Raw genomic sequence first — 12190 nt, forward strand, 5'->3', positions numbered from 1 at the left:
TAATTTAAGCTATAAAAATTATAAGGTTGAGTATTTTTAGATGTTATCCAAGAATATTTGGTCAATACAACTCATTATATTTCTAGATGTTAATGTCATTTTGGCAGTTACTAGTCGTCACCAGTTCACGCAAAGCGGCTTAAGGCCAACGCTCATCACGCAGGTAACGCGTACAACCAATTTTGGCACTTGGGGCACTGCTTGGTCCCGTGCCAGTGATGATTGCACCAGCAGCATTTCCAGCGTCGTTTGAGGGTATTACAGGGAAGTCGACGGGGTTTGATTATCCCCCACTCGGTTTCCTGGGAATTTCCCTCAGCTTTCGATTTCTGACGGTCATTTGCAGAACTGAAGCGACAGGTAACCAGCCGCTTTACACCGTCCAAACTGCCAGGTGTATGAACAAAACTTTTCATACCGGTAAGCTCATCAATAACAACGCTTATTTTCAGTCTGCAATATTCACAAAACAGAATATCGTAATCTTCCTGCGCTGCGGTTAAGGGGGTAACCCATTCTCCGTGGCGCGTGATGGCGTGTGGCGCAAATACAAATTCAGACATGATGAACTCCGTCATTGAATGAAAAATGCCCACGAGAACCGCAGGCATCATGTTGGTATGTGGGGGGGTGTGGTCTGTAGAGGTATTACGAAGATTGAGCACGCTTCCTGCCGGGCCTGGTAGTTTTGTTGAGTGCTTTCACTTCACCTCTGCCAAAGGTTCGCATGTTGCTAGGTAATGCCAGACGAGCGAACGTATCTATCTTGGTCAGATATCCCACTGCGCGCTGTAGTCCTTCCTGCTTATCAATATCGTCATGCTTCACCATCCCTGTGCCTGGCTTCACATAACGTTCAGGCTGCGCATTACAGTTGAAGTAGGTGCCTTTGCCTTCTGTAATAACCGACGTCCAATACTCACCAAACTGTTTACAGATACTGATATCTTGCCGAGCTTTATTACCATCAAGGAAGAACAGGGTGTGATAATGGAAACCTCTGTCTGGCCCATATTCCAGTTTCCATACCATTCCCAGTACATTTTTGAATAATCGCTTTCTTTTCATATTGCGAAGCAACTGCTGACGTTGTTGCTTTGCTATTTCTGGCGTAATACTGCCTGAATGTATTTTTGCCCATGACAGATCCAGACGAATAACCAGCAACCGTGCATGTTGATTAAAAAGATGCTGAATATAATTCGTTACTCCCTTCAGATTCTTAATTGAATTTCTCTGGTATTTCCTGAGATCTTGCCTGAAAGCAGACTTACTCACTTCATCACGATATTCGGTTACCAGCTTATTCAGCATGATAGCGGTATTAGTCGTATCTGAATTGATCATCACGCCATTGTAAACTCTGCAATAAAAATCATACTGTTTACGTACTTGTTGGAAACAGGTGATTAATGGATGAAGTTTACGAAACTGCAGGAACGTATCAGGTATCTGGTCAAGCAGGCGCATAACATCCAATACATCGATAGCATGATTGGTTTTTTTATAATTCGAGTTATTAAGCAATATTTTAAAGGGCAACGTCTTCTTACGTATTATCGTTTTTAGTAACGTATATACGTGATGGAGCTTTTCAATGTTAATGCTGTTATCTGTTAAGGAGACTACCGTTGAGTTTTTTTCATTATGGAACTCAGAGCAGTTTAGGAATATATCTTTTGATTTACTCATGCTTTTTATATCCGTGATATAGCCACAATACACCTGGGTGATTGTGGTAAGGATTATACGTATTTATACACACTTGCATCTTTATATTGTTTTGCTGGTAATTTAACTGAACGGTTAAGTAACGATTGAACTAATAGGTTAATCGCTATTGCCACTATGAAATAAATAGTGATAACAATAGTAATGTGTAATTATAATCCTACTATGATGTCAATTATGAATAATGATAATACCAATAAAATAAGAGCCTCAATTGAAATAAGGTATTTATCCCGGAAGAGAAAGGCTTGAGAGACTAAAAGGTATGTATAAAGTTAGTGACTATTACTGCAGGATATAAAGAGTAAGTTTATTCAACACGGGATTCGTTAATTCTTTCTTTAAACCAGTTTACTACTTCACTTTCCAGCCAGCGAGAACTACGCCCCATTTTAATAGGTGCAGGGAACTTGCTATCCTGGATGAGTTTATAAAACCACTTATCAGACATGCCAGTGAAGTTAACGATAAAAGCCATGTCGACCATTTTGTCGTTATGAATATCAATCATGCTCATGAGAGGTCCCCAGTGTAATTCAGGAGGACGCCGACGGCATCCTTTCATGTCATGGGTTGAATATGTTTAGTTTTACATTTATATTGAACTGAGGAATAAATGAAGCAACGGGCAGGCGGTGGGTTTGAGTGCATATGTCCGGATTGTTCGTTTCGAAAAGTTGGTTTCCGCTTCAACATTTCATGTACTACAGATGCTGATTCAGTGAGTACTTCTTGAGAGGTATTTTCCTGTAAAAAGTCAGAAATTATGGTGTGCATAGGTGTTTTTATCCCTACGATTTACCCTACGAATATTGCTACGCTGGTCACTATGATTTACTCTACACCTTAACTCGCGTGCTGTGGTCATGGCAGGGTGATTGGGTAATAAAGCAGGTCTCACCTAAATGGGGGTAAATAATGAAGGAAAAGGCCATAATAGAATTAAAAACAGAAAGAGATATCAGACTGTTTTTATGGTTAAATAAAGATGACGCTGCAACTTTAAATTTCCAGACAATCTCTTTGGTAAGGAATTATAATGCTAATCAAATGTATGGTGGAGATATTAATGTTACTACGCATGCAATAAATGAAGCATTTTTCGAGCTGTACAATCCAGATATTTTAAATTCCTATATGTTCAGAATGAAAAGGAAAAAAGAGTGTTTTTTACCTTCAAGGGAATTTAGCTGGTTCAAAAAGTGTCAGGAAAGTTGCTATTTCACCTGGACATTCGTGAGATGTTTCAGTAAGAGAAATAGAGCGTTGCTAAATCCAATTATTCCTAACGAACCTGTAATAAACACGAATACCCCTTATAATTATTTTGACCTTCCTCTTTATCCTGTCAGTCATCAGGAACGAGTGCAGTCTATTGTTGATTTTTTTGACAGGATTGATATTCCTCTCATCAATAAAATAAACTTAATGTCTTTTATCCGGAATGAGTGGTACGCTCGATCCTATTTCAGGAACAATCTTCCTTTGACTGAAAAGGATAAGAAAAAATGCGACTGGGCATGGGATTATATCAATAAAGATAAAAGAAAGGTTGTAGAAGGAACGAAGAAAAGAATAGATAAGCGTGTGGCAGAAGAAGCGGAGAAAAATGAAGTCAATAGCAATGAATCTTTAAATAATATTAACGCCAAAGAGGATGCTTTAGAATTATCTAATTTTCGCCCTACGGCACTGTCACAAATTGTAGCGTCAGTCGTTATATCCCCCATGCAATTTGGAGTGCAAGTCACTACACCCCTTTCGCAAATTGGAGCATCAGTCGCTATATCCCCTTTGCCGCTGAGAGATGCGCCGATGTATTCCCCCTCATTCCTGAGTCTTTTCAGACCTGTTAATACTACTGAAAAATATCTGACGCTAAACTGCATCTATATTTTCTTGTACCATAAAGACCCAAATTTTCTCGCAAGATTCACAAAAGCATGGGAGTCATTATCCCATCGAAAATCTGTCAAGAAAAATAAGAATAAAACAAAAAATATTTTAAAAGAAAAAATCATTACATCAGATGTTGAAGAGGTAATTTCTTCTGAACCAGAAAAACAGACTAGCGAGCAGGATGAGAAAATAACACAGGCCAAAGAAATTATAACGAAAGTTGCTGAGCGAGATGATTCTATTTCGTCAGAAAAGGAGCTTATTGATGCTAACCTTGAACCTAAAGGTTATATCTCCTGGTTTTGATAGATAAGCAAGAGAGGAGTAATGGATCTATTACTCCTCTTTTTTATTCAGTTTCTTCAATGCACTTCTCTGCTCTGGATATATTTTCTTCTTTTAACCTATCCCATTAATTTTCAGACCTATATCACTAAGTTGAAAGTATTCCTCTTAGATATTTCACATCGTCATTCTGAAATTATTGATCTGCCACACCGATCGAAACACCCCAATTAATAGGTATTAACAATCAATAAAAATAAATCGATCGTCAATATCGATAGATTATAACGATCGGTTTCAGCTTATTGATCTGCACTAACGATTATCCCATCTCCCGAAAAATGAATACGATTGCACAGAAGCATTCTCTGTATCTATCAAAAGAATACTCTGATTTTCATTACATTAGGCCATCGAGCCTATCGACAACATGCTCCCATTAAATGGGGTTTTAAGGAGACTCAATGACTAAAACTATACTCACCGGGCTGCTATTGGCAGGGATGACGCTCTTTAGCGCAACAACACAAGCCGTCGTCGGGGAGCAGCAGTGGGGGAAATGGTACGGCAATATCGATGTCATGGAGTTTGCGTTGAACACGAACAATAAAGCAGGAGAAACCCTGACGCTGCGTTGCAGTGATAGTCAATTGGCAGTGACTTATGAAGATACGAAAGGACATTACCGTGTCAATAGCGAAGGCCTTAATGATGTCCAATTGCTAATAGGCAAGAAGGCGTACAGCCTGAACAGTTCAGCCTTTTCCGCACTCAAATACAGCAGTGCAAAAGACAATATCACTTTCTCCTCGCGTCAGAGCGGAGAATCAGCCCCCTTCAGTGCTCAGGGCCTGAAAGAGGCTCTGCAGGACATCACCTGGCAGGATTGCACCAGCCATTAATTAATTAATTGAAAGGAAATCTCATGCGTAGATTCATTATGTTATCACTCAGCAGCGTAACGTTGCTTATTCCAGCCGTATCTTCAGCGCTGGATGTCTATGGGGAAATTCATCCTGAACGCTATACCTTTTTTCTCAATGATAAAGGCGGTGACAATTTAAAGCGTTTAAATAATAAGATGGTCAGCGCTATTGGCAAGGTTCGTCCTGGTAATATGCAGGATGCCCTGAACATGAGTAATTTGCAGAAAGAAGGATATGACTCGGTCGGAATTGCATCGTTTGTCCCTGAGAGTATCCAGAAATCGACGGTACGTGACGACGATCAACCTGTAAAAGCAGTGACTTGTCTGATGTCCACTGTCACGGTCCCACACGCTAGCCGTCATATCACAATGGAAAGAACCTGGTGTAAGGATGAAGTGGGTGCCGAATACATTGGCTTCAACGGGTGGCCGTTGCGCAGTGCAATAGCCAAGTCTTGCCGTGTGGGTGACAATGATTGCCCTGTCTATCTGACTCTGCAGAACGACGATCCCACTGTGCGAGATGATTCTGTTAATTTCGTTCCAGTACATCCGCCAAAACCACAAGCTCTTCCCGAACCGGCACCAAAGGAAACTGATCCGGCAATTGTGAGCAAAGTCGTTGCTGACCTGAAAGCCAATGGCTGCGCAATCATCAACAAATATAAGCAATCTCCTCCTCAATGTGGCTCAGTGATTGAAGTGGTTACAGGGAAAGGTATGGATCGCGAGGGTATCAGATCTTATGAAATTGATTATGCGGAAGCAGGTACTGGCTGGCGAGTGCAATGGCCTGCCACGCTGACCTATCGCGGTACGACTTTAATTCGTTTTAAAGGTGGCGATAGTTTTGATGCCGTGGACATTGAGGATCCCACTAATAATCAGCCTTCCATCACATCGACACAAAGTAGTGCCTGGAAAATGGCCCGCAATGAAAGCTCAATAATATTCACGACAGAAAATGAATCCGGTACACAACTTGAATTAGCCTGTGGTGAAAATGGTGATTTTGCAGTCCGATATGGAACAGAAGGTCACTGGACGTCTTCAGGTCCTATGTCACCGCTGAGTCTGAAGGTCGGAGCAGATGAATTTAGCCCGGACCAGATATTCTTTGAATCACTCAGCCACCTTCCACCCAGCAGTAAAATCGTTGTATTACAAATGGGTCATGAATACGGGAGTTTTTCCAGTCATGGCTTATCTGAACTGTTAAAGGGGATCTCCTGGAAACAATGCCTCAATCCGCAGAGCAGTATATAGAAAGGAACTCTTTATGCCGAAAGACACCTGCAAACCTGAAATGCCGGATGTTACCTGGCCTGTTGTGTTGGTCGTTACAGGGATCACTTTAATGCGCAGCGACTCTATAACAATCAAAAGTATGGGGGCAGCGCTCACGACGTTACACCTAATCCGGATTGTCAAAAAACTTGCCACGCTTACCTGAACACCCGACCTGCTGGCCTGGAGGATAATAGTCATATGCCTGAAAATACCAAAGGGAAACTCGGCAGGCTGAAAGATAAATTAAGCTTTGCCCGAAAGACGTCTCCTGTCGATATACCAATTGAAACAGTTGAAGAGCCTGCGCTGGACAGCTCTGTTGAACAGTCGGTTTCTCGCTTATCAAAATATAAACCGTTGCTTGAAAATATCGTTATCAATGGGCTGTTGAATATCGCTGAAGATAAGTTAAACGACGATACTTTCGTTGAATCTGTTTTCAGCAAAGCCTATGAGCTTTTACCCGCAGCGGTGAGAATGGTAGTGAAGCGGGAATGGTGTTTGAGCTACCTGCAGTCGCGTAAGACACCGCTTCTGGTGAAACTGCAGCTTTATCGGGATGAAAGAAGCCGGGCTGAAGAGCCCGCAGCGTTGCCTGATAAGGAACACATTGCCCAACCGGTTTTACCTCCCGCGATACCGTAAACAATTTTGTCATTCAATCAGGGCCATCCTTCGGGGTGGCTTTTTTATGCCCACTTTTTGTTAAGGAATGAATCATGACCCGTTTAGCGTCCCGCTTTGGCCGGGTGAACTCCGTTCGCCGCGACCGCCCCCTGACCCATGATGAACTGGCCTACTATGTCCCCAGTGTATTTGGCGAAGACAAGCATGCCTCCCGCAGTGCGCGGTCGGGTAAGGACACGGTGTTACCACCGCATCCTCCCCTAAGAACCGTGCTTGCGAGTTTCCCCGCACACGGCTCAAGCCTTTCAAAGCCCCATTGAAGGAGCCGGTTTCACAACTTTGAATCTACGAGCGCGTGCTATCTGGTAGCAGTCCGGATGCAACATCATCAGATTACTGTTGGTATCTCGCCCACCGTTGATCTTTCGTTCCACGTGGTAGAGACGCCATCCAGTAGATTCTCCGATCATCTGTCGGCAGACAGGGCAATTTCGTTCCTGAGCCAACCATATTCGAATCAGCCGGGTTCGCCCCTTGATTGACCTCTGCATTGCAAGGGTCAATCGCTCTTCGAAGTAGATTTCCCATTTAGGATCAAATGGATTGGCATCAGAACGGATTTTCCTGTGCCGCCTGATCGGCGTACTGTCAATGTTGTAAAGCTCCAGAAGCTCGGGGACTCCAGTTTGGAGTATTCTGCCGGTTTCCGTGGCAAAGACCCAGTGCCGGGATCCAATGATTCGGAAGTACTTCCTCCTAATCCATCCAGTTCCCTTGTGGGGATGCCGACGTTTTACCCAGCGCCACAGGCTATGCCATATCGCGCAACTGACCTTACTTAATGTTTGTTTCGCCACAACATGCCGATAGTAATTTGCCCATCCACGTAAAATCGGGTTGAGTTTCTTTATCAGTGTGTCGTGTCGCACCATTGCATTACCCTTAATCACTCCCCTTACTTTGCGCAGAAAACGTTGGACACTTACAGGAGCTGGCTTGATTAACAGTTTGCCCCCATATTTGCGTACGTTCATGCCGAGGAAGTCGAATCCATCGCTGATATGTGTGAGCCTGGTCTTTTCTGGCGACATCGAGAGACCTCGCTCCGCCAAAAACTGCTCGACCATAGGGATAACTTCTTCTGCCAGCATTTCACGTGTCACACCGGTTATGATGAAGTCGTCCGCATATCGAACGATATTGACCTTCGACGGATTGCGGGTACTCCTGCGATATTTAAGTCGCAGCAAGTGTTCTAATCCATCAAGAGTCATATTCATCAACGTTGGCGATATGATCCCCCCTTGGGGTGTGCCCGCCGCTGTTGGATAAAGGACATTATGGTGAAAGTAGCCAGCTTTCAGCCACATTCGCAAGATCGCCTTGTCCATCGGGATATTGGCGACCAGCCAGTCGTGCGATATTTCGTCAAAGCAGCTACGGATGTCAGCTTCAAGGATCCATTCCGCACAATCGGTGTGTGAAAGAGCCTTGAAGCACTGTTCAATTGCATCAGCCGTTGATCGGACAGACCTGAACCCATATGAGTTCGGGTCTGCGGTTGTTTCGGCTATCGGTTCCAAAGCGAGCAAATGCAGTGCCTGCTGCGCCCGGTCGATCATGCAGGGAATGCCCAGTGCACGCTGCTTCCCGTTGGCTTTTGGGATGTAAATCCGCCTCAGTGGCTGAGGACAATAGCCCCTTCGCCTGAGTGATAATACTGCTTTGAGCTTGATCTTCGGCGTAGACCACGTAATCCCATCCACGCCAGAAGTTCGTTTGCCGCGATTCTCTGTCACTCGCTTAACGGCGAGAGCTTTGCCGCTGAACGAGTGGGTGAGCAGCCATTGCAGTGCTTTCACTCTGCCATGTCTGCCTTCCTGTGTTGCCTTCACGATACGTGCCTGAAGCCTTCTGACCTCGCGGTGGCATCTTGCCCAGTCAATACTGTGCCAGTGCGTCGCCTGATCGGAGAGTGCACCAGAGCTATTTAGCTGCACCGTCATTTGCTTTCCCTCCTTTAAAGGTTCGCCAGACTCTCTCGTGATGAAAGACCAGACTGAAGTTTGCCCGCTTTCGCGTGAGGTAATGTTGCCTATCGACGCAACCTCTATCCATTCCATTACAGAATGGCCTTCGCTTTCTCAGTCCTCCTCTATCCGCACCACCAACGGTTTCCCTTACGAGGCCCCTGCCCAACCGGGCGGCGATACGGATTTACCATGTTCCGTTCGAAGAACATGATGGGTTAGGTTCTGCTTCTCCGCCGGTAGCTCTGTTGTCCGCGTATCCCCAGTATAAAAAGGAATATCCAGCTACTGTGCCTTTTGGCTACAGCCTTTCAGTACCTTTGGCTGCTTAATGTTGACGACGTTTATCAGCAGTTCACTTGTGTTAACCGTACCATCAAGCCTAGCGCCTGAGCCGCATTGGTACTTGCAGCCCCTGCTACATTGTCCCGATCGCTTCAGACCCAACAGTTACCCATCGAGCCTGGATCAGTAGGCTACCGCTGACGGAACAGCGGGCTTTATCACCGCGATACTTTGCGGGTAGAGTAATTCTTCGAACGACTTCATGTCGCACGTATACCTATATTCCCACTATTACCTTGTTGGATAAATTGCGCGAAGAAGGATTTGTGCCGTTCTTTGCCTGCCAAACCCGAGTACGCGATCTGGATAAACGTGAGCATACCAAGCATATGGTGCGGTTACGCCGAACAGGGCAAATCACGCAGAGAGAAGTGCAGGAGATTGTTCTGCTCAACAGCCATGATGGCTCCAGTAGTTATCAAATGCTGCCGGGTATGTTCCGTGAAATTTGTAGCAACGGACTGGTTTGTGGTCAGAGTTTTGGCGAAATTCGTGTACCGCATAAAGGGGATGTGGTGGAAAAGGTGATTGAAGGTGCCTACGAAGTACTGGGGATATTTGACCAGATAGAAGAAAGTCGTGAAAGCATGCAGTCATTAACGCTGTCAGCGGAGCACCAACATGCACTGGCCCATGCTGCATTGACCTACCGTTACGGCGAAGAACACCATCCAGTCACGGAGTCGCAAATCCTGATTCCTCGTCGCTGGGAAGATAAGAAAGATGACCTCTGGACAACATTTCAGCGTGTGCAGGAGAATCTGACCAAAGGCGGGCTATTGGGTAAGAGCACCGGAGGAAAACGCGCCCGAACCCGTGCTATCAGTGGTATTGATGGTGACATCAAACTCAATCGGGCACTGTGGGTCATGGCTGAACAGCTTAAGCAGGCTGTGCTCTGATGTTGTTTCACACCTCCAGTGACGATCGATTTCAACGATCGGTTTCGTGTTATTGATCTGCACAACCCATTATCTTTTCTCTTTACCCATCGATAAAATTGATAGGGTTACCTGTCAGCAAAATGTATTCAAAACAGCAGTCAGGGACAGGCGTTATGCCAATGTTCAGGGAAAACCACCGCCCGTTATCCCGACGATAACGGGTTTTTAATCTAAGAGGTCCTGCCTCTCACCGCGTCCTATCTTCACTCACGACTTTAAATATTGAATCAAATTCTTAACCCATTAAATAAACAGGCTCCCCGGTTTTCCCGGAGGGCCTGTTTTGCTATTTATCTTTATTAAAGAAGGACATTACTCATGAATATCCCAACGACAACTCAGATGGACACACTAACCGCCACGCCGGTTACCGATTCTCAGCGTATTCAATTCTGGCCTGACCATTTTGGTGAGATACCGCAATGGATTTTGATTGAACCACAGGTGTTTGGTTGGCTGGACCGATTGTGTGACGACTATCGCGGCGACTTCTGGGACTACTATACGCTCAGCGACGGCGGCGCATTTATTGTGCCGGGTACGGAGCAAGACTACGCATTGTTTAACGAACTCAATGGCAACGGGGCCACCGTCAGTCGTGAAGCAGCCGGAATCATCGCCTGCCTGATGACCTACAGTCACTATGCCTGCCGTACTGAAAATGAGTTTATGACCGAACACTTCTATCGGTTGCGTGCTTACGCGCTGCATCATCCAGAAAGTCATGCCATTTTTGCATTAATCGATTGATATAAGGTGATGCTCCATTCAACCAAACGATTTGGTAACCCTTAGCATCTTCCTGACTTAATCCCAAATTATCCACATTGAGAACATCCCCATGAAACCAAACCCCACAACAGCGGGTGCATTACCCGTGCCTGCTATTTATCAACAACTGCTCGCTTTCCTGCTGGAGCACCACTACGGCCTGAGCCTCAACGATACGCCCTATCACGATGAACAGGCGATTGCACAACAGATTGAACAAGGGATTTCAGTGGGCGATACCATTAATGCATTGGTTGATAAATATGTATTAGTGCGAATTGGTCGTAACGGGTTCAGCGCACTGGCGCAAGACCCGATGTTAAGCAAAGGCGATATCGTGCGGGCTCGCCAGGCTTCGGGCTTGTGGCGTGCTCATTTTCCGCCCACGTTGCTGTACCCAACCGAATCCCTCAATCCTATTCCACAGAGACCGTTAACATGAATAACCACATGACTACTTCCCCAACATGGGGCCTGAAACGTGACATTACGCCACGTTTGGGAGCCAGACTGGTGCAGGAAGGAACGCATCTGCATTTTCTGAGCGACAGAGCCAATATTGTCGGCACCTTTTCCCCTCAAGCCACTCAGGCTCTTGATGCGGTATTCCCCGCGCTGATAACCAAACTAGAATCGCAGCTGCTGTCCGGGGCGCTGGATCCACGCCGTCAGCAAGGCATTACGGTTCGGCATGGCGAATTTGTCTGTGACGCCGATACGCTGGGCAGTCACGGTTATGTCTATATTGCGATTTATCAGGAACTGTCTGCGTTATTTTCAGAAGGAGGAGGGCCACCTGACGTTTAAGCCCCCAGAGGTGATACAACATTATTGAGAAGCACTATCGGGTATGTTGGTAAGGTTCATCTGAGCTGCTGTTCCTCAACCTATTTTTCTTTAGTAAATTCACTTAAAATTGTAAAATCTATCTTCTTTTAACTCATTGATATATTGACGTTATCAATCAAAATTTATTGAGTATATAAGTGAGTATATAAAGTAGAGTGATCATAATTTATATATTTATAATTCAATAAATTAGAGTTGATTGGCGAGTCCGGCCTTCGCACCGTATAGTATGTAAATAGACGTATATGGACGCCTTTTTTTGCCTAAAACTCGCTCTCGCAAGACTCCCCTCGTTTTTCCATCTGATTCAATCTTCATCAATTGAGTACAGGGTGAAGGTTCGTACGGCTAAGTCTGAGGCAAAAGCTTATAAGTTTGAAGATAGTGATGGCTACCCTATTGTTTAGGGGGCAAGAAAAGATGCTGGCGTTGGGGAAATATCCTGAGGCTCTACTGACAACTCCTGAATCGCTAGGTAGTCAGCCTTGCAC

General features: G+C 45.0%; 12 protein-coding genes and 2 pseudogenes. 10 read left to right on the forward strand and 4 right to left on the reverse strand.

What is annotated here, in order from left to right; translation table 11 throughout:
• Positions 1–155 precede the first annotated feature (155 nt).
• From N0H69_RS02715 to N0H69_RS02725, 3 genes are all read right to left on the reverse strand, one after another.
• Positions 156–563, reverse strand: coding sequence for a hypothetical protein (locus tag N0H69_RS02715; RefSeq protein ID WP_049599953.1), 408 nt, complete (start codon positions 561–563; stop codon positions 156–158).
• A gap of 85 nt (positions 564–648) precedes the next feature.
• A complete protein-coding gene (locus tag N0H69_RS02720; protein ID WP_049599950.1) occupies positions 649–1692 on the reverse strand; it encodes a YagK/YfjJ domain-containing protein in 1044 nt (347 codons plus the stop codon).
• 349 nt (positions 1693–2041) lie between these two features.
• Complete coding sequence (locus N0H69_RS02725; RefSeq protein ID WP_049599947.1) at positions 2042–2248, reverse strand: helix-turn-helix transcriptional regulator; 207 nt, start codon at positions 2246–2248, stop codon at positions 2042–2044.
• Positions 2249–2649: 401 nt separating this feature from the next.
• Between N0H69_RS02725 and N0H69_RS02730 the strand changes: the two genes are divergently transcribed.
• The 6 genes and pseudogenes from N0H69_RS02730 to N0H69_RS02755 all read left to right on the forward strand — a co-directional run.
• Positions 2650–3936 carry a hypothetical protein gene (locus N0H69_RS02730; protein ID WP_049599944.1) on the forward strand — a complete coding sequence of 429 codons (1287 nt, stop codon included), beginning with the start codon at positions 2650–2652 and terminating at the stop codon, positions 3934–3936.
• Between the two features lie 443 nt (positions 3937–4379).
• Complete coding sequence (locus tag N0H69_RS02735; protein WP_049599941.1) at positions 4380–4817, forward strand: hypothetical protein; 438 nt, start codon at positions 4380–4382, stop codon at positions 4815–4817.
• A 23-nt stretch (positions 4818–4840) separates the two neighbouring features.
• Positions 4841–6109, forward strand: coding sequence for a hypothetical protein (locus N0H69_RS02740; RefSeq protein WP_259705571.1), 1269 nt, complete (start codon positions 4841–4843; stop codon positions 6107–6109).
• A gap of 13 nt (positions 6110–6122) precedes the next feature.
• Complete coding sequence (locus N0H69_RS02745) at positions 6123–6296, forward strand: hypothetical protein (protein WP_196299377.1); 174 nt, start codon at positions 6123–6125, stop codon at positions 6294–6296.
• 35 nt (positions 6297–6331) lie between these two features.
• Positions 6332–6778, forward strand: a complete 447-nt coding sequence (locus N0H69_RS02750) for a hypothetical protein (RefSeq protein ID WP_049599936.1) — start codon at positions 6332–6334, stop codon at positions 6776–6778.
• A gap of 74 nt (positions 6779–6852) precedes the next feature.
• Positions 6853–6984, forward strand: a pseudogene (locus tag N0H69_RS02755) (DUF932 domain-containing protein); the annotation flags it as partial.
• 81 nt (positions 6985–7065) lie between these two features.
• Here N0H69_RS02755 and ltrA read toward each other — a convergent pair.
• Positions 7066–8766, reverse strand: a complete 1701-nt coding sequence (ltrA, locus tag N0H69_RS02760; RefSeq protein ID WP_049600104.1) for a group II intron reverse transcriptase/maturase — start codon at positions 8764–8766, stop codon at positions 7066–7068.
• 581 nt (positions 8767–9347) lie between these two features.
• On the opposite strand from ltrA, the pseudogene N0H69_RS02765 reads away from it, so the two are divergent.
• The 4 genes and pseudogenes from N0H69_RS02765 to N0H69_RS02780 form a co-directional block, all read left to right on the forward strand.
• Positions 9348–10037 (forward strand): annotated as a pseudogene (locus N0H69_RS02765) (DUF932 domain-containing protein); the annotation flags it as partial.
• Between the two features lie 360 nt (positions 10038–10397).
• Positions 10398–10829 carry an antirestriction protein gene (locus N0H69_RS02770; protein WP_049599931.1) on the forward strand — a complete coding sequence of 144 codons (432 nt, stop codon included), beginning with the start codon at positions 10398–10400 and terminating at the stop codon, positions 10827–10829.
• Between the two features lie 91 nt (positions 10830–10920).
• On the forward strand, positions 10921–11292 hold the full coding sequence (locus tag N0H69_RS02775; protein WP_049599928.1) for a TA system toxin CbtA family protein: 372 nt from the start codon (positions 10921–10923) through the stop codon (positions 11290–11292).
• A gap of 8 nt (positions 11293–11300) precedes the next feature.
• Positions 11301–11657 carry a type IV toxin-antitoxin system YeeU family antitoxin gene (locus N0H69_RS02780; protein WP_374757589.1) on the forward strand — a complete coding sequence of 119 codons (357 nt, stop codon included), beginning with the start codon at positions 11301–11303 and terminating at the stop codon, positions 11655–11657.
• Positions 11658–12190: the final 533 nt, after the last annotated feature.

The sequence above is a fragment of the Yersinia alsatica genome (genome assembly GCF_025133195.1).
Classification (GTDB): Bacteria; Pseudomonadota; Gammaproteobacteria; order Enterobacterales; family Enterobacteriaceae; genus Yersinia; species Yersinia alsatica.

Bases quoted from the DNA above. Each gene is read 5' to 3' on its own strand.
- N0H69_RS02715 (WP_049599953.1), bottom strand. From the start codon at position 563: ATGTCTGAATTTGTATTTGCGCCACACGCCATCACGCGCCACGGAGAA.
- N0H69_RS02720 (WP_049599950.1), bottom strand. From the start codon at position 1,692: ATGAGTAAATCAAAAGATATATTCCTAAACTGCTCTGAGTTCCATAAT.
- N0H69_RS02725 (WP_049599947.1), bottom strand. From the start codon at position 2,248: ATGAGCATGATTGATATTCATAACGACAAAATGGTCGACATGGCTTTT.
- N0H69_RS02730 (WP_049599944.1), top strand. From the start codon at position 2,650: ATGAAGGAAAAGGCCATAATAGAATTAAAAACAGAAAGAGATATCAGA.
- N0H69_RS02735 (WP_049599941.1), top strand. From the start codon at position 4,380: ATGACTAAAACTATACTCACCGGGCTGCTATTGGCAGGGATGACGCTC.
- N0H69_RS02740 (WP_259705571.1), top strand. From the start codon at position 4,841: ATGCGTAGATTCATTATGTTATCACTCAGCAGCGTAACGTTGCTTATT.
- N0H69_RS02745 (WP_196299377.1), top strand. From the start codon at position 6,123: ATGCCGAAAGACACCTGCAAACCTGAAATGCCGGATGTTACCTGGCCT.
- N0H69_RS02750 (WP_049599936.1), top strand. From the start codon at position 6,332: ATGCCTGAAAATACCAAAGGGAAACTCGGCAGGCTGAAAGATAAATTA.
- ltrA (WP_049600104.1), bottom strand. From the start codon at position 8,766: ATGACGGTGCAGCTAAATAGCTCTGGTGCACTCTCCGATCAGGCGACG.
- N0H69_RS02770 (WP_049599931.1), top strand. From the start codon at position 10,398: ATGAATATCCCAACGACAACTCAGATGGACACACTAACCGCCACGCCG.
- N0H69_RS02775 (WP_049599928.1), top strand. From the start codon at position 10,921: ATGAAACCAAACCCCACAACAGCGGGTGCATTACCCGTGCCTGCTATT.
- N0H69_RS02780 (WP_374757589.1), top strand. From the start codon at position 11,301: ATGACTACTTCCCCAACATGGGGCCTGAAACGTGACATTACGCCACGT.